Origin of the sequence: Sphingobium aquiterrae, from assembly GCF_037154135.1 — a bacterium.
In the GTDB taxonomy this organism is placed as follows: Bacteria; Pseudomonadota; Alphaproteobacteria; order Sphingomonadales; family Sphingomonadaceae; genus Sphingobium; species Sphingobium aquiterrae.
In genome coordinates, this window is sequence record NZ_JBANFL010000002.1 from 143,102 (window position 1) to 160,440 (window position 17,339).

At 68.2% G+C, this 17,339-nt stretch carries 14 protein-coding genes; 6 read left to right on the forward strand and 8 right to left on the reverse strand.

The window, feature by feature from the left end:
- Positions 1–20: 20 nt before the first annotated feature.
- The 3 genes from WFP78_RS02895 to WFP78_RS02905 are packed head-to-tail and all read left to right on the forward strand — an operon-like array spanning position 21 to position 6,765.
- Positions 21–3,377: a transglutaminase family protein gene (locus WFP78_RS02895; protein WP_336958470.1), complete on the forward strand. Its 3,357-nt coding sequence runs from the start codon at positions 21–23 to the stop codon at positions 3,375–3,377.
- Positions 3,374–5,887 (forward strand): circularly permuted type 2 ATP-grasp protein, encoded by a 2,514-nt coding sequence (locus WFP78_RS02900; RefSeq protein ID WP_419722900.1) that lies wholly within the window; start codon positions 3,374–3,376, stop codon positions 5,885–5,887. Before WFP78_RS02895 ends, WFP78_RS02900 begins: the two co-directional genes overlap by 4 nt.
- Positions 5,884–6,765: a transglutaminase family protein gene (locus WFP78_RS02905; protein ID WP_336958472.1), complete on the forward strand. Its 882-nt coding sequence runs from the start codon at positions 5,884–5,886 to the stop codon at positions 6,763–6,765. Before WFP78_RS02900 ends, WFP78_RS02905 begins: the two co-directional genes overlap by 4 nt.
- Positions 6,766–6,826: 61 nt before the next feature.
- Here WFP78_RS02905 and WFP78_RS02910 read toward each other — a convergent pair whose 3' ends face one another.
- The 8 genes from WFP78_RS02910 to WFP78_RS02945 form a co-directional block, all read right to left on the reverse strand.
- On the reverse strand, positions 6,827–7,192 hold the full coding sequence (locus WFP78_RS02910; RefSeq protein WP_336958474.1) for a peroxiredoxin: 366 nt from the start codon (positions 7,190–7,192) through the stop codon (positions 6,827–6,829).
- Positions 7,180–7,974 carry a HesA/MoeB/ThiF family protein gene (locus tag WFP78_RS02915; protein WP_336958476.1) on the reverse strand — a complete coding sequence of 265 codons (795 nt, stop codon included), beginning with the start codon at positions 7,972–7,974 and terminating at the stop codon, positions 7,180–7,182. Before WFP78_RS02915 ends, WFP78_RS02910 begins: the two co-directional genes overlap by 13 nt.
- The gene (gene dut, locus WFP78_RS02920; RefSeq protein WP_336958478.1) at positions 7,971–8,447 is read right to left on the reverse strand and encodes a dUTP diphosphatase; all 477 of its coding nucleotides are present in this window, start codon (positions 8,445–8,447) and stop codon (positions 7,971–7,973) included. Before dut ends, WFP78_RS02915 begins: the two co-directional genes overlap by 4 nt.
- Positions 8,422–9,723, reverse strand: a complete 1,302-nt coding sequence (locus WFP78_RS02925) for a bifunctional phosphopantothenoylcysteine decarboxylase/phosphopantothenate synthase (RefSeq protein WP_336958480.1) — start codon at positions 9,721–9,723, stop codon at positions 8,422–8,424. Before WFP78_RS02925 ends, dut begins: the two co-directional genes overlap by 26 nt.
- A gap of 12 nt (positions 9,724–9,735) precedes the next feature.
- Complete coding sequence (locus tag WFP78_RS02930) at positions 9,736–10,890, reverse strand: hypothetical protein (protein WP_336958482.1); 1,155 nt, start codon at positions 10,888–10,890, stop codon at positions 9,736–9,738.
- A gap of 84 nt (positions 10,891–10,974) precedes the next feature.
- Positions 10,975–12,516 (reverse strand): 2-polyprenylphenol 6-hydroxylase, encoded by a 1,542-nt coding sequence (gene ubiB, locus WFP78_RS02935; RefSeq protein WP_336958484.1) that lies wholly within the window; start codon positions 12,514–12,516, stop codon positions 10,975–10,977.
- A 10-nt stretch (positions 12,517–12,526) separates the two neighbouring features.
- Positions 12,527–13,258 (reverse strand): class I SAM-dependent methyltransferase, encoded by a 732-nt coding sequence (locus WFP78_RS02940; protein WP_336958486.1) that lies wholly within the window; start codon positions 13,256–13,258, stop codon positions 12,527–12,529.
- A 74-nt stretch (positions 13,259–13,332) separates the two neighbouring features.
- Positions 13,333–13,902: a septal ring lytic transglycosylase RlpA family protein gene (locus WFP78_RS02945; RefSeq protein WP_336958489.1), complete on the reverse strand. Its 570-nt coding sequence runs from the start codon at positions 13,900–13,902 to the stop codon at positions 13,333–13,335.
- A gap of 117 nt (positions 13,903–14,019) precedes the next feature.
- On the opposite strand from WFP78_RS02945, the gene mutM reads away from it, so the two are divergent.
- The 3 genes from mutM (at position 14,020) to dnaA (ending at position 17,233) form a co-directional block, all read left to right on the forward strand.
- Complete coding sequence (gene mutM / locus WFP78_RS02950) at positions 14,020–14,832, forward strand: bifunctional DNA-formamidopyrimidine glycosylase/DNA-(apurinic or apyrimidinic site) lyase (RefSeq protein ID WP_336958491.1); 813 nt, start codon at positions 14,020–14,022, stop codon at positions 14,830–14,832.
- A gap of 157 nt (positions 14,833–14,989) precedes the next feature.
- Positions 14,990–15,253, forward strand: coding sequence for a 30S ribosomal protein S20 (gene rpsT, locus WFP78_RS02955; RefSeq protein ID WP_336958493.1), 264 nt, complete (start codon positions 14,990–14,992; stop codon positions 15,251–15,253).
- A gap of 558 nt (positions 15,254–15,811) precedes the next feature.
- Positions 15,812–17,233, forward strand: a complete 1,422-nt coding sequence (gene dnaA, locus WFP78_RS02960) for a chromosomal replication initiator protein DnaA (protein ID WP_336958884.1) — start codon at positions 15,812–15,814, stop codon at positions 17,231–17,233.
- The last annotated feature ends 106 nt before the right edge of the window (positions 17,234–17,339 follow it).

Genomic DNA, 17,339 nt, shown 5'->3' on the forward strand with positions numbered 1-17,339 from the left:
GATGACGTTCTCTAGGCGGCATGTTGAAAGCGGGCCTGCATCACCTCACCTCCTATCATTATAGTCGGCCGATCAGGCTGGGGCCGCAGGTCATCCGCCTGCGCCCCGCGCCGCACAGCCGGACGAAGGTGCCCAATTACGCGCTGAAGATCCTGCCCGCCGGGCATTTCCTGAACTGGCAGCAGGACCCGCACGGCAACTGGCTCGCCCGCATCGTCTTTCCCGAGCCTGTCGATCATTTCTCGATCGAGGTCGACCTGCTCGCCGATCTCGACATCATCAACCCCTTCGACTTCTTCGTGGAGCCTTATGCGGAGGAGTACCCCTTCGCCTATGACGATCAGCTGAAGACCGATCTGGCCGCCTATTTCGACATCGAGCCGCAGGGGCCGCTGTTCGAAGGGCTGGTCGCCGACCATGCGCGCTTCCGGGGGCGGACGATCGATTTCCTGGTCGACGTCAATGCGAAGCTGCAGCAGCGCATCGGCTATGTGATCCGCATGGAAACGGGCGTGCAGACGCCCGAGGAGACGCTGGAGGTGGGCATCGGCTCCTGCCGGGACAGCGCCTGGCTGCTGGTGCAGCTGCTGCGCCGGCTGGGCTTTGCGGCGCGGTTCGTCTCCGGCTATTCGATCCAGCTGGTGGCCGATGTCGAGCCGGTCGAAGGGCCCAGGGGCGTGACCCAGGATGTGGTCGACCTCCACGCCTGGGCGGAGGCCTATGTGCCGGGCGCGGGCTGGGTGGCGCTGGACGCGACATCGGGCATGTTCGCGGGCGAGGGGCATATCCCGCTCTGCGCGACGCCGCATTATCGCTCGGCCGCGCCGATCACCGGCATGGCCGAACCCGCCGAGGTCGATTTCCGTTTCGAGATGAGCGTCTCGCGCATTGCCGAGGCGGTGCGCATCACCAAGCCCTTTACCGAGGATCGCTGGAGTGCGCTGATGGCGCTGGGCGAACAGGTGGATGCCGACCTTGTGGCGCAGGACGTGCGCCTGACGACCGGCGGCGAGCCGACCTTCGTCGCGGTGGAGGGCGGCGAGGAACCGGAATGGAATGGCGATGCCGTCGGACCCACCAAGGCGGGCTATGCCGATGCGCTGGTGCGCGACCTGCGCGATGTGTTCGCGCCCGGTGGCCTGCTGCATCATGGGCAGGGCAAATGGTATCCGGGCGAAAGCCTGCCGCGCTGGGCCTATGCGCTCTACTGGCGCGGGGATGGCGTGCCGGTATGGAGCGACGCCAGCCTGATCGCGCGGGAAGACGGCGCCGGCAAGCCGGACGCGACGCCGGAGATGGCGGCGGCGTTCCTGGCGGCGATGGCGCGGGGGCTGGAGCTGGAGCCCGAATTCGTCGCGCCGGTCTATGAGGATGCGTTGGCCTGGTCGGTCAAGGAGGCGGACCTGCCGGAAAATACCGATCCGACCGATCCCAAGATCGACGATCCCGAAGCACGCGCCCGCATGGTGCGCGCATTCGAACGCGGCCTCGCCAACCCCATCGGCTATGCGCTGCCGATCCAGCGCTGGCAGTCGCAGGTGACGGCGCCGCGCTGGCAGAGCGAGCGGTGGAAGCTGCGCCGGGGCAGGCTGTTTGCAGTGCCGGGCGATTCGGCATTGGGCTATCGCCTGCCGCTGGGATCGCTGCCCTATGTGCCGCCATCCGACTTCCCCTATATCCACGCCCGCGACACCAGCGAGCCGCGCGAGCCGCTGCCTGATTATCGCGCGCAGGCGCCGTTGGCGGCGCCCATGCGGGAGGAAGGCGCCGGGCGATTGCAGGTCGCCTCGCGCGGGACCGCCGCCGAAACCAGCGCGCAGGAACGGGTGGAGCAGGAGATCGGCGTCGACGGTGCGGTGCGCACGGCGCTGACGGTCGAGCCCAAAGGCCATTATCTCACCGTCTTCCTGCCGCCGCTGCGTGCGCTGGAGGATTATCTGGAGCTGATCGCGCAGATCGAGCGCGCCGCCGCCGCGATGCAGGTGCAGGTGCGGATCGAAGGCTATGCACCGCCGCCCGATCCGCGCCTGAAGGTGCTGAAGGTCACGCCCGACCCCGGCGTGGTCGAAGTGAACGTGCAGCCCGCCGCCAGCTGGGCCGAAACCGTCCAGATCACCGAGGAGCTGTATGCTATCGCCCGTAAGCGCGGGATGACGGCGGACAAGTTCATGGTGGACGGCCGCGCCATCGGCACCGGCGGGGGCAATCATCTGGTGCTGGGCGGGCCCAGCCTCAACGATTCGCCCTTCATCCGCCGGCCCGACCTGCTCAAGAGCTTCGTGCTCTATTGGCAGCGGCACCCCTCGCTCAGCTATCTCTTCTCCGGCCTGTTCATCGGCCCCACCAGCCAGGCGCCCCGCATCGACGAGGCGCGGCATGACGGCCTGTACGAGCTGGAGATCGCGCTCTCGCAGGTGCCCGCGCCCGATGAGGGCGAGATGCCGCCGCCGTGGCTGGTCGACCGGCTGTTCCGCAACCTGCTGGTCGACGTCACCGGCAACACCCATCGCACCGAGATCTGCATCGACAAGATGTTCTCGCCCGATGGCCCCACCGGCCGCCTGGGCCTGGTCGAGTTCCGCGGGTTCGAGATGCCGCCGGACGCGCAGATGAGCCTGGCGCAGCAGCTGATCCTGCGCGCGCTCACCGCCTGGTTCTGGCGCACGCCGCAAAAGGGCGGGCTGATCCGCTGGGGCACGACCCTGCACGACCGCTTCATGCTGCCGCATTTCGTGTGGACGGACTTCATGGACGTGCTCGCCGACCTGCGCGGCGCGGGCTATGATTTCGACCCCAACTGGTTCGAAGCGCAGCGGCAGTTCCGCTTCCCCACCCATGGCGCGGTGGATGCGGGTGGCGTGCATCTGGAGATCACCCATGCGCTGGAGCCCTGGCATGTGCTGGGCGAAACCGGCGCGATCGGTGGCACGGTGCGCTATGTCGACAGCTCGACCGAACGGCTGCAGGTGAAGGCGAGCGGGCTGGTCGCGGGCCGTCATGTCATCGCCTGCAACGGCCGCCGCGTGCCGATGACGCCCACCGGCGTTCCGGGCGAGGTGGTGGGCGGCGTGCGGTACAAGGCATGGGCGCCGGCCAACTGCCTGCACCCCCGCCTGCCCGCCAATGCGCCGCTGACCTTCGACGTGCTGGACCAGTGGAGCGGGCGTTCATTGGGTGGCTGCGTTTATCATGTCGCGCATCCGGGCGGACGCCATTATGATGACGTTCCGGTCAACAGCTATGAGGCCGAAGCGCGGCGCAAGGCCCGCTTCCAGGATCATGGCCATTCGCCGGGCGCGGCGGCGATTCCGCCGGAAGAATATCCGGGGGAATTTCCCATGACACTCGATCTGCGGCGCCCGGCCGCCCGCACATGATCCGCGATCCGGTGGCCGCCGGATGGCAGGCCGATGACCGGGCCCAGGATCAGGCCATGCCGATGCTGCGCCGCTATGAGGCGGAGGCGAATGCGGGCGACCTGATGCTGTCCGCCCCGCCGGACATGGCGACGCGCTGGCAGGACATGCTGGAAGCGCTGCTGGCGCATGGCGACGGCGATTTCGCGCCCCTGCAGGAGCGCGCCGCCCGGCAGGTGCTGGACCTTGGCATGGCCTTCCGCCTGGCCGGCGAGCCCGATGAGCGCGCCTGGCCGCTCAGCCCCGTGCCGCTGCTGATCGCGGCGGGCGAATGGCGGGTGATAGAGGCGGGCATGGCTCAGCGTGCCGAGCTGCTGGAACACATCCTCGCCGATGTCTATGGCCCGCAGCAACTGGTCGCCAATGGCAGCCTGCCCGCCGCGGTCGTGACCGGCAGCCGCAGCTGGTGGCGGCAGATGGAGCGCGTGAACCCGCCGGGCGGGCGCTACCTGCATTTCTACGCGGCCGACCTGGCGCGCGGACCCAATGGCGAATGGCGGGTGCTGGCCGATCATACGCGGGCGCCCACGGGGGCCGGCTATGCGCTGGAAAACCGGCTGGCGATGGCGCGCGTGACCGGCGACCTGCTGGGCCGGCTTTCGGCGCGGCGCCTGGCCCCCTTCTTCGCCGCCTTCCGCCACGGCCTTGCCCAATGCTGCACGCGCAGCGATCCGCGCATCGCGCTGCTCACGCCGGGCCGCTTCAACCAGAGCTATGCCGAACAGGCGCATCTGGCCCGCTATCTCGGCCTGCTGCTGGTCGAGGGCGAGGATCTGACCGTGCAGGACGACCGCCTCTATGTCCGCACGATCGAGGGGATCAAGCGGATCGATGCGATCTGGCGGCGGATGGACACCCGCTTCCTCGATCCGCTGACCTTCGATTCGCGCTCGCGCATCGGCGTGCCGGACCTGTTCGCCGCGATCGCCAAGGGCGGGCTGGTGGTCGCCAACTGGCCCGGCGCGGGCATCGCCGAATCGCCGGCCTTCGGCGCGTTCCTGCCCAGCCTGGCGGACGACCTGCTGGGCAGCGGCCTGATCCTGCCCAACATCGCGACATGGTGGTGCGGGCAACCGGCGGAGCGGGACATGGTGCTGGCCGGGCTCGACAATATGGCGATCGGTTCCGCCTATGCCGAGCCGGTGCCGGGACTGGAGGATGGCCGTGGGCATATCGGCGCGCGGCTGGACGATGCCCATCGCGCCGCACTGCTCGACGGGATGGCGCGCCGGCCGATGGACTATGTGGGGCAGGAGCTTGTCCAGCTTTCGACCACGCCCGCCATCGTCAATGGGGAGCTGGTGCCCCGGCCCTTCACCCTGCGCGTGTTCGTGACGCGGGACCAGAATGGCGAATGGCGGATCATGCCGGGCGGTTTCGCCCGCCTTGCCGGCCATGGCGACATCCGTGCCGTGCTGATGGGCGAGGGCGATATGGCGGCGGACGTGTGCATCGTCTCCGACACGCCGGAGGAGGTCGTGTCCCTGCTCGACGCTGCGTTTTCCCCGCCGATCCGCCGGGTCGCGGGCACGCTGCCCAGCAAGGCGGCGGACAATCTGTTCTGGCTGACCCGCTACCTGGAACGCGCGGAGATGACCCTGCGCATGGTGCGCGCGCTGCTGGGCGGCACGATCGAGGCGGATGGCGCCGCCGCGCTGGAGCATGAGACCATGACGCGTGTCGCCGGACTGCTCGCCGGCTGGGGCGCGGTTGAGCCCGAGGATGCGCAGAAGGGGATCACCGCGCTCTGCCGGGAGGCGATTGCCGACACCGCGCAGCCGGGCAGCGTCCACGCCCTGCTCGGGTCGGCGGCGACCGTCGGGCAAGGCATTCGCGAGCGGCTGGCGGCGGAATATTGGCGGCTGCTGTCGGCGCCGCTGGGGCGTGCCGAACATAGCCGCGCCGAGCCGCTGCTGGAGCATGTCGGCACGCTCATCAACCGGCTGTCGGCGCTCAGCGGTCTGGCCGCCGAGAATATGGTGCGCGGCCATGGCTGGCGCTTCCACGATCTGGGGCGGCGGATCGAGCGCGCGATCCACCTGTGCCGGTTGCTGACCGCCTTTGCCCATGATGGCGCGCGGTCGGACGACCTCAACGTCCTGCTCGACCTGACCGATTGCCAGATCAGCTATCGCATGCGCTATCTGTCGGGCCTGTCGCTCTACCCGATCCGAGACATGCTGGGGCTGGAACCGCAGAACCCGCGGTCGCTCGCCTTCCAGATCGAGCGGGTGGCCAGGCATCTGGCGGTGCTGCCCTCGCTGCGCAACGACGGGATGCCCGAAGCGCCGGTGCAGATCTGCAACGCCATCGTCGCCAGCCTTGCCGCGACATCCGCCGATCGGCTGGACGTGGCCGCCCTGGAAGCCATCGAGACGCGCCTGCTGGCCCTTTCGGATGCCATCGGCACGCGGTTTTTCCTGCAGGGGCGCGATGCGGAGCGTGCCGTCGGCATGACGCGGCTCGCATGATCTATCAGGTCGATCATCTGACCCGCGTGGATTATGACACGCCCGTCCGCGTCGCGCGGTTCAACCTGCGGCTGCAGCCGACGCCCTGGCCGGGCCAGCTGGTCAGCGACTACCGGCTGGATGTCGACCCGGCGGCATCGGACATCATGACGCGCGATGGCGCCTGGCCGGTCCATGTCGCGCGGGTGACGATAGACGGGCCGCTTTCGGCTTTGTCGGTGCGCAGCCGCTTCACCGTGCAGGTCGAGGATGCGATGCTGGACATGCCCGGCGACGGGCTGACCATATCGCAGGCGGCGCGGGCGGCGGTGGACTGGCGGGGGCTGGATGCGATGGCGCCGGCCAATTATCTGCACCGTTCGCCGCTGGTGCCGATCGCGACGGAGATCGGCGAGTGGGCGCGCGACATGCTGCGGCCCGATGCGCCGGTGCTGGATGCGGGGCTGACGCTGGCGCGCCGGATACAAGCCGAATTCCTCTACGATCCGGATGCGACCGAGGCCGATACCCCCGTGCGCCGCGCCTTTGCGATGCACCGGGGGGTCTGCCAGGATTTCACCCATGTGCTGATCGTCGCGCTGCGCTCCGTGGGGCTGCCGGCGGCCTATGTCAGCGGCTATCTGCGCACCCTGCCGCCGCCGGGCCAGCCGCGCCTTGTCGGCGTGGATGCCATGCATGCCTGGGTTGCGCTGTGGTGCGGGCCGCAGCGCGGCTGGGTGGGGCTGGACCCGACCAATGGCTGCATCACCGACACCGACCATATCTTCGTCGCCATGGGCCGGGATTATGGCGATGTGGCGCCGATCGACGGCGTGGTGGTGGGTGAGGGCGCGCAGCATCTGGCCACCAGTGTCGACGTGATGCCGATCGGCGAATGACGGGGGAGCGGGCTGGACCCGCCATGGAAAAGCGCTCTGCCGCGCTTTCTCAAACACACTCTCAGACGATGATGAGCCGGTCGTCCGGTTCCAGGCCCTGCAGGAAGGCGAGCGGGCCCGTGGCCGCGATGCGGGCATCGAGCGTTGCCAGGTCGAGCCCGGCAAGCGCCAACCCGCTCTGGCAGGCGAGCAGCGATACGCCCAGCGAGAGCGAATCCTCCAGCAGCCGCGCCAGGCCGGGGAGGCCGGCGGCGATATGGGTCGCATCCTGCGGCGCGGTGACGGGCGGGGCCAGCAGGCGCACCGCGTCCAGCTGGAGAAACAGCGTCGCCGGTCGCCCAAGCGCGACATGCGCGGCGGCCAGGGTCAGCGCGCCCCGGAACCGTTCGGCATCCGGGGTGAGCAGCGCGATCTTCAGGCCGGGCATGATTGCGGCGGGGTCTGCGCCGCGGCGCAGACCGGGCAGGCCGGGTCCTTGGGCAGGGTGAGCGTGCGGAAGCGCAGCGACAGCGCGTCGGCCAGCAGCAGCTTGCCCGCGCTCTCCTCGCCAAAGGGCACCAGCGCGCGGATCACTTCCAGCGCGGCAAGGCTGCCCATGATGCCGGTGAGCGCGCCCATCACCCCCTGATCGGCGCAGCTGGCGTCGGCGCGGCTGGGGTTGCCGCCCACGAAACAGCGATAGCAGGGCTTGTCCGCCTCCCATCCCCGGAACACGCCCAGCTGCCCGTCGAACTGCCCCACGGCGGCGGAGACGAGCGGGATGCGCAGCGCCGTCGCCATATCCGACACCGCAAGGCGGGTGGCGAAGCTGTCGCTGCCGTCCAGGATGACATCGGCGTCGCGCAGCAGCAGCGCGGCATTTGCCGCATCCAGCCGCTGGTTGATGGGGATGAGCTTCACGTCCGGGTTTAGCCGCGCGACCGCCGCCATCGCCGCCTCCCCCTTGGGCAGGCCGATATCGTCGCCGGTGAACAGCACCTGCCGCTGCAGGTTGGACAGCGCGACATGATCGTCGTCGATCACCCGCAAGGTGCCGACGCCCGCCGCCGCCAGATACTGGATCGCCGGGCTGCCGATGCCGCCCGCGCCGACGATGGCGACATGGGCGGACAGCAGCCGCATCTGCCCCGCGCCGCCGATCTCCTTCAGCACGATATGGCGCGCATAGCGCTCAAGCTGGGTATCGGTGAGCGGCGCTGGCGTGGTCATGGCGTGGCGGTGGCCGTGGCGATCCCGGTGGAGCCGAAGCCGCCTTCGCCGCGCACCGTCTCGTCCAGTTCATCGACCTCGGCGAAGCGGGCGACCTGGACGGGGGCGGCCACCAGCTGGGCGATCCGGTCGCCGCGCGCGATGGGGAAGGGCCTGTCGCCCAGGTTGATGAGCAGCACCTTCAACTCGCCGCGATAGTCCGCGTCGATGGTGCCCGGCGTGTTGGGCAGGGTGATGCCATGTTTGAGCGCCAGGCCGGACCGCGGGCGCACCTGCACCTCATAGCCTTCGGGGATAGCGATGGCGAAGCCGGTGGCGACGGGATAGCGGGTGCCGGGCGCCAGCGTCACATCCTCGGCCGACACCACGTCCATGCCCGCCGCATGCGCCGTCGCATAATGCGGCACGGGCAGGCCCTCGCCATGGGGCAGGCGCTTCAGGCGGATTTCAATGGGCGACAGGGGAGAGGGCATCGGCGACTTTCTCGATCAGGCGTTGGGCGACGGCGTGCTTGGGCAGTTCTTCCCAGCTTTCGATGCCGTTGGCGGTAACGATATGGACGCTGTTGGCGTCGCCACCCATCACGTCACCCGACACGTCATTGGCGACGATCCAGTCCGCGCCCTTCCTGGCGAGCTTCGCCTGGGCGTGGGCGGCGACCTTCTCGGTCTCGGCGGCAAAGCCGATCAGCAGGGCGGGGCGCTGTATGTGGTGGCCAAGGGTGGCAAGGATATCCGGGTTCTCGACAAGCGCGAGTGGCGCAGGCGCATCGCCCGATTTCTTGAGCTTCTGATCCGCCGGATCGGCGGTGCGCCAGTCGGCGACGGCGGCGACCATGATCGCGGCGTCCGCGGGCAGCGCGGCTTCGACGGCGACCAGCATCTCCCGCGCGGTTTCCACGTCGATCCGGGTGACGTGGGGCGGAGTGGGGAGGGTCACGGGGCCGGCGATCAGCGTCACGCGTGCGCCGGCCTGCGCGGCGGCGGCGGCAATGGCGAAACCCTGTTTGCCGGAGGATCGGTTGGCGATGTAGCGCACCGGGTCGATGGGCTCATGCGTGGGGCCGGCGGTGATGAGGATATGCTTGCCGGTGAGGGGGCCTTGGAATGCCCCCACCTCCGTTCGGGCTGAGCTTGTCGAAGCTCCGTTCTCGGCTTCGCAAGAAAAGGACTGCCCTTCGACAGGCTCGGGACAAACGGAGGGGGCGTCACCGCTTGCCAGCATGCGCGCGATCTCCGCGCCGATCGCCTCGGGCTCGGGCAAGCGCCCCTTGCCCCATTCGCCGCAGGCCATGTCGCCGCTATCCGGCTCCATGATCGCAACGCCATCGGCGCGCAGTTGCGCCAGGTTCCGCTGGGTGGCCTTGTGGTGCCACATGCGCACATTCATCGCGGGCACCGCCAACACCGGCTTGTCGGTGGCGAGCAGGATGGTGGTGGCAAGGTCGTCGGCGATGCCGTTTGCCATCTTTGCCAGGATGTTGGCGGTGGCAGGGGCAACGACGATCAAGTCGGCCTGCCGTGACAGCTGGATATGGCCGATCTCCCGCTCCGCCTTCAGGTCGAACAGGTCGTCATAGACATGATCCTCCGTCAGCACGCCCAGACTGAGCGGGGTCACGAACTGTTTCGCGCTTTCCGTCAGGACTGCCCGCACGGCAATGCCCTGGCGGCGCAGAACGCGCACCAGTTCGAGCGACTTGTAGGCGGCGATCCCGCCGGACAGGATGAGGAGAATGCGCTTGTCCATCGGGCGCCTGTCCTAGTCGGACGCGGGCGTCAGTGCAATGTCACGTCGTCGAGGCGCGCGGGCCGCAAGGGCAAGGTCGCGCAGCGCGGCGGGCACGAAGATCAGGCCGGTCAGCAAGAGCGGGTCGACCATCACCGCCCAGTAGAAATTGTCCGGCCGCCCGGCCAGCATCATCAACAGGGCAAAGCCCGACAGGAACAGGAAGGTGGCAAGGCCCGACGAATCGCGCCATGCCGCCCAGCCGAGCAGCGCCAATGGCACCGCCGCCGCCGCAAAGGGAGTGGGCAGATAGGTCAGCACCGTCGACATATGGACGGATGCGATGAAATAGGTCCAGCCGCCCATCGCCGCCCAGCCGGGCGAAGCCGGGTCGGCGGCGGTCGTGACCAGTGCCACCTGATGCGCATGCAGGGCGAGTGCGATGCCGAACAGGGCGATGGCGGCGATCCACCCCGTCGCTTCGGTCCGGCGGCGCTGATAAAGGGCGAGCGCGGCCATCAGCAGCAGGAAGGGCAGCGCCAGTTCGCGGATCAGCACCGCCAGCAGCGCGAGCAGCACGCTGGGCCACCAGAGCCGCGGGAAGCGTGCCGGGCGATGCACCGCAAGGGCCAGGGCAAGGAGCAGCGCCGCCCAGCTTTCATGGAAGACCGTGAGTGTCGGATTGCCGATCGTCACGCAGCCCAGCATGAGCAGCAGCGAGACGGGGGCGGCCATTTCCTGCCTTTTGAACGTGGGGCCGATGCGCTGCGTCCAGGCCAGGATCACCGCGCCGCACAGCAGGGCGAGCGTCATGCAGCCGATGAAATCCGGCATCGCCGCCAGCGCCATGGCAAGCGTGGGCAGGCGAAAGGCAACGAAGGGGCGCAGGGGATAATCCTGTGTCCGCAATTCCTGCGCGGCGGCGGCATAATAGCCCTTGCCCGCGCGGACATCGTCGATGATCGTCTGGTACAGATGGATGTCGCCCTGACCGGCGGCGTCGCGATCGATGGGGGCGCCCATGGGCTGAACCGCCACCACTACCGGGCGGCTGGGGCCTACCACGATCCAACTGGCGGCCGTGCCCCACAGGAACAGGGCCGCCAATATCGCCCATATGGCTTGCGCGGCGCGGCCGGGCATCGCGGCAAAGCGCGTCGGCTGGCGGAGCAGGTCGGGATAGCGCAAGGGACGGTTCCTCGTTGAAGCGAGCAACCGCCATAGCCGGGCGTGGTTAACAGGGGGTTTGCCCGGCCGGGCCGGGCCGGCGTTTCAGCCCAGCAGCGGCAGCAGGGCCATGGCACCGGCGCCTGCGGCCGCCGCGATCAGGCCCACGACCGCATATTTCCATCCCGTGCCGATGTGCATCAGCCTGACCTCGGGCAATGGCGGCGGTGGCGGGGCGCCGCCCTTTTCGGGGAAGGCGTCCTCGATCCGGCGGACCAGATCGGGCAGGCGCCGGAGCGTGCGCAGGTTCTGGATCAGGCTGTCGGCGATCGCGGCTTCCGGCCCCAGTTCGGTGCGCAGCCATTCCTTCACATAGGGGCCGCTGGTTTCCCACATGTTGATCGTGGGGTCGAGCGCGGTGGCCACGCCCTCCACCATCACCATCGTCTTCTGCAGCAGCAGCAGGTGCGGCTGGGTCTGCATGTCGAAATCGCGGGTGATGGCGAACAGGCCGTCCAGCATGCTGCCGACCGACAGTTCGCTGACCGGCTTGCCGCGCATCGGCTCGCCCACCGCGCGCAGGGCGGTCGCGAATTCGGCGACGTCATGATGGGCGGGCACATATTGCGCCTCGAAGTGGATTTCCGCGACGCGGCGGTAATTGCCGGTGATGAGGCCGTAGAGAATCTCCGCCAGCCACATGCGCGCGCGCCGGTCGATCCGCCCCATGATGCCGAAGTCGATGGCGACGATGTCGCCATTGGCCGTCACGAACAGATTGCCCTGATGCATGTCGGCATGGAAGAAGCCTTCCGCAATCGCCTGCCGCAGGAAGGCGTTGACGAGGCGGGCGGCGATGGCCGGAAGGTCGTGGCCCGCCGCGATCAGTGCGGCGCGGTCCGAAATCTTGATGCCGTCCACCCATTGCATCGTCATCACCCGGCCCGATGTCCGGTCCCAGTCGACGGCGGGGATGGTGTAGCCGGGCTCGGCCTGCATCGCCTCGGCCAGTTCGGATGCGGATGCCGCTTCACGCCGCAGATCGAGTTCGCGCGCCGTCCAGCGCTTGAGGTTGGCGATGACGAGCCGGGGGCGCAGCCGCGCCACTTCCCCGCCCAGCCGCTCGACATGGGCGGCGGCCCATTCATAGGTCTGGATGTCGCGCGCGAACTGATCGGCGACGCCGGGGCGCAGCACCTTCACGGCGACGTCGCGCCCGTCCGTCGTGACGGCGCGGTGGACCTGCGCGATGGAGGCGGCGCCCACCGGCACTTCATCGAAGCTGGCGTAGAGCGTTTCGAGCGGTCGGCCCAGGCCAGCCTCGATCTGCGCCCGGATCGCCGCAAAGGGCATGGGCGGCAGCGCGTCCTGCAGGCGCAGCAGGTCGTTCGCCGCTTCCTCGCCGACCAGATCGGGGCGGGTGGCGAGCGTCTGGCCCAGCTTGATCGCGGCGGGGCCGATGGCCTGGAACGCGTCGGCATAGCGCGGCTGTTTGGGCACGCGCGCGCCGAAGCGGGCAAGGCGCGTCAGGCGGCGGACGGGCGCGGGCGTCAGCGGATCGCGCTCGATCCCGCGCAATGCGCCATGGCGCGCGAGGATGCGCCCCCATTTGAGCAGGCGCCAGAGATGCGTGACATGGGCCGTCATCGGGGGTGGCTCAAATCTTCCAGCCGCTGTGGATCGCGACCAGGCCGCCCAATATCGGCTCCACCTTCACCTGCGCGAAGCCTGCGTCGCGGATCATGCCGGCGAATTTTTCCATCGGGGGAAAGCGGCGGATCGATTCGATCAGGTAACGATAGCTGTCCTCATCCTTCGCCAGCAGCTTGCCGATCTTGGGCACCAGCTTGTGGGAGTAGCTGTCATATACTTCGGCAAAGCCCGGCCAGGTGGTGGTCGAGAATTCCAGGCAGAAGAAGCGGCCGCCGAACTTCAGCGCACGGTGGGCTTCCCTCAGCGCCTTGTCGATATGGGTGACGTTGCGGATGCCAAAGGCGATGGTGTAGCCGTCGAACGTGCGATCGTCGAAGCTCAGCGTCTCGGCATTCTGCTCCGACCAGCTGAGGCCGGTGAGCCCGCGCTTTGCGGCGCGCTGCATGCCCACCGCCAGCATGTCCGGGTTGATGTCCGCCACGGTCACATGCGCACCCTTGGCGTGCAGGCGAAAGGCGATGTCGCCGGTGCCGCCGGCCATGTCGAGGAATGCCTCGCCCGGACGCGGCTTGATGCGGCGGACCAACTGGTCCTTCCACAGCCGATGCATCCCGCCGGACATCGCATCGTTCATCAGGTCGTAATTGCGCGCGACGCTGGAGAAGACCTCGCCGACCATGCCGGCCTTTTGCTCGGCATCGACGTCGCGATAGCCAAAGGACACTGTTTCGCTCATGCCGCCGGCTCTAGACGGACTTGCCGCGCCATTCCAGCGTTAAGCGGGAAAAATGGCGGCCGATGCCGCCGGCGCTAATGCCCCGATGCCGAGAGTTGCGCCCGCAGGTTCTGCAGCACCTCTGCCGGCACCGGCGGCAAGGCGCGCGCGGGCTTGCCCTTGCGCAGCCGTTCGCGGTCCTGCTCGGACGGTTCGATCCGGCGGACGCGCACCGGCGCCTGGCCGGCGGCCGTCATGCCAAGCTGCTGCGCCGCGCCGCGCGACAGGTCGATGATGCGCGGCCCCCGCACGAACGGTCCCCGGTCGTTGATCCGCACGATGATCCGCCGGCCGGTTTCGATCGACGTCACCTCGACATAGGTGGGCAGCGGCAATGTGGTATGCGCGGCGGTGATCCAGCCGGGGCGGAAGCGTTCGCCATTGGCGGTGCGGTTGCCCGATTCATGGCCGTACCAGCTCGCATAGCCCAGCATGTCATAGGCGGGATCGGCGGCGGGCACATAAGTGGCGCCGCGCACCGTATAGGCCTTGCCGATTTTGACGGGGGCGTCGCTCACCGGCCGGAAATTGCCGCCCGCACAGGCGGATAATGCCAAAGCGGCGGCCGCCGCGCTTCCCATCCGTGCCGTCCGAAATCGCTGCATGGCCGCCACCCTAGCCTCGGCGCGCGAAGGCATAAAGGCCCCATGGCAGTTTTCCGTGCCTGTTTTCCTTTGCGGGCGACCCTATCGCTTTGCCCGTTCGATCCCTAGATACCGATCATGCCTGAGCTTCCCGAAGTCGAGACCACGGTCGCCGGTCTGCGCAGCGTCATCGACGGCGACATATTGACGCTGGTCGAACCGCGCCGCGCCGACCTGCGCTGGCCGATCCCGCCCGACCTGCGCCAGCGGCTGACGGGCGCGCGGGTGACGGGGTTGTCGCGCCGGGCGAAATATGGGCTGATCGCGACCGACCGGGGCGACAGCATGATCTTTCACCTCGGCATGTCGGGCCGCTGGCGGGTGGACCCCGAAAGCATCGGGCCGCACGACCATCTGTTGATCGAGACGGCAGGGGGCCGGCGGCTGTCGCTCAACGACCCGCGCCGATTCGGTTCGCTCGATCTGGTGCGCACGGAGGCGTGGGCGGCGTTCGGCCCGTTCACGCGCATGGGGCCGGAGCCGCTGGGCCCGGATTTCAGCGCCGCCTCCCTGAAAACGGCGCTTGCCGGCAAGGCCGCGCCGATCAAGGCGGCATTGCTGGACCAGCGAATCGTCGCGGGGCTGGGCAATATCTATGTGTGCGAGGCGCTGAACATGGCGGGCATCGCCCCCACGCGGCCCAGCGGGAGCATCGGCGGACCGCGCCTCAAAAGGCTGGTCGAGGCGATTCGCACGGTGCTGGAGGCGGCGATCCTGGCGGGCGGGTCGACCTTGCGCGATTATGCCCGGCCCGATGGGGAACTGGGCTATTTTTCAAAGCAATGGCGGGTTTACGGGCGCGAGGGGGAGGCATGCCCCTGCGGCGCTATCGTGCGCCGTCGCGTTGACAGCGGCCGATCGACCTTCCATTGCGTCGCCTGTCAGCGATAAGGCCGCGCCGCCATGCGTGGAGCCGTGCGGGGAATGCCGGAGAAACCGGCATGCGCTTGGTTGACGATGGGGCGCCGTTGCGTTAATGGCGCCTCCTTCACGGGCCGCGGGCTGATTCCCGCGCCTTTACTTTTTCGCAGATGGTTCGAGGACAGGCATGGCAAATACGCCGCAGGCAAAGAAGCGCATCCGCCGCAACGCGCGCCGGGCAGAGATCAATGGCAGCCGTATCGGCCGCATCCGCACCCTGGTGAAGAAGGTGGAAACCGCCCTCGTCGCCGGTGACAAGGATGCCGCGACCGTCGCGCTTCAGGCCGTTCAGCCCGAGCTGGCCCGTGGCGTTGCCCGCGGCGTGCTGCACAAGAATACCGCGGCCCGCAAGTTCGGCCGCCTGACGAAGCGGGTTGGCGCGCTGGGCTGATCGCCCGCCGCGATTCGTTCTCGTAACGATTATGGAAGGCTCGCCGGAGATCCGGCGGGCCTTTTTTGTTGCGCCGCCGCATCGACCGCGGGACAAATGTCACGGGAGCGTCACTTTTCTGAAACCTGAGGATTTCCCGCGATTCGAGTGGGTATATTCAAAGTGGCTATAAATTTATCTATTGAAAACAAATAGATAGATGGAAGTCCAGCAATATTGCGGGGTTGCGGGAGTCAAACGGTTTATTTCAGAATTTTGACTTCGCTTGCCCTTGCCCGACTCTCGAACCCCTGTCTAAACCGATCCTCCGGGCTGCGAAGCGAGTCGGTTTCCGCAGTCATTGCATTGCTTGATAATCATCCAAACGAAGGTCGGGGGCGGCTTTTCGAACTGGTGCCTGCGTGCATGCGAGATGGGGTGTTTCAGAAAAAGCCGTAAGGCAAGAATGTGGAGTCTACGGACAGGATGACGGGTCAGGGCGATAACGGGTGGGGCGCCGGAAGCGACGTGATCGAGATTGCCCTCGACCAGGCGCAGGCCCGTGCTGTGCCCGCCGACCTGCCGCAGGCGCAGGCAGGATCGGACAGCGACGAGGATGGCGCGGAGCGACAGGCGCTGGAGGCGGCATGGACGCTTCTGCGTGCCGGGCTGCGCCGCGATGTCGGCGCCCGCATGTTCGACCAGTGGCTCAAGCCCGCGCGCCTCGGCAGCTATTGCGCCTATTCGCAGACGCTCGACATTCTGGTGTCGTCCGAATTTTCCGCCAATTTCGTCGCCGGCCAGTTCGGCGATCGCCTGCGCCTCGCCTGGCGGACCGCGCAGGCCGGTGTGCGCGACGTGCGCATCCTGTGCGCACCCGATGCCCAGGCGCCGCGTGCGCTGGCGCTGGCCGCCGCCACGACCGCCGCGGATGCCGCATTGATGGAACCGGCGCCCGTCGCGGCGCCCCGTCGCCCCGCGGGCGGTTTCCAGCCGCGTCACAGCTTCGACGAATTCGTGGTGGGGGAGAGCAACCAGCTCGCCTTTTCCGCCGCGCGTGCGATGGCGGAACGGGCGGAGCCGCGCTTCAACCCGCTGTTCGTCCATGGCAGCACGGGGCAGGGCAAGACGCATCTGCTGCATGCCATTGCCGGCGCCTATCTCGCCCATGCGCCGCATGCCGCCGTCATCTATATGTCGGCCGAAAAGTTCATGATGGAATTCGTCGCGGCCCTGCGGGCGAACGCGATGATGGATTTCAAGGCACGCTTGCGGAGCGCGCGGCTGCTGCTGATCGACGATATCCAGTTCATCGCCGGCAAGGGGCCGACGCAGGAGGAATTCCTGCACACGATCAACGAGTTGGTGGAAACCGGCGCGCGCATCGTCATCAGTGCCGACCGGCCGCCGCAGCAGCTGGACGGCGTCGACCCGCGCATCCTCTCGCGTCTGGCGGGCGGTCTTGTCGCGGATATCCAGCCCGCCGATCTCGACCTGCGCCTCGCGATCCTGGAGGCGAAGCGCGCGGTGGCGGGCGATCCGCCGGTGCCCGATGCGGTGGTGGACTTCCTGGCGCGCTCGATCCGCAGCAATGTCCGCGAGCTGGAAGGCGCGTTCAACAAGCTGCTGGCCTATGGCCAGCTGACCGAGCGCCGCATCGACCTGGAATTCGCGCAGGCGATGCTGGCCGATGCCGTGCGCGCCAATGCCCGCCGCATCACCGTGGACGAGATCCAGAAGGCCTGCGCCGCGCATTACCGGATCGAGCCCGCCGAAATGCGCTCCAAGCGGCGCGCGCGTGCCGTCGCCCGGCCGCGGCAGGTGGCGATGTACCTCGCCAAGAAGATGACGCCGCGCTCGCTCCCCGAAATCGGCCGCATCTTTGGCGGGCGCGATCATTCGACGGTGATCCACGCGGTGCGCACCATCGAGGAACTGCGGCAGACCAACCCGGATATCGACGCGGATATCCGCGCCCTCCAGCGCCGCCTCGAAAGCTGACTGCATTCCGCTGAGGCCGGGCTGCAGAGCGCGATTTTCTGTGCCTTCGGTGTTCGCATGCTTGAGCAGGCTGCGCGCGGGTTCTCGAAAATCACTCTTTTCGCCT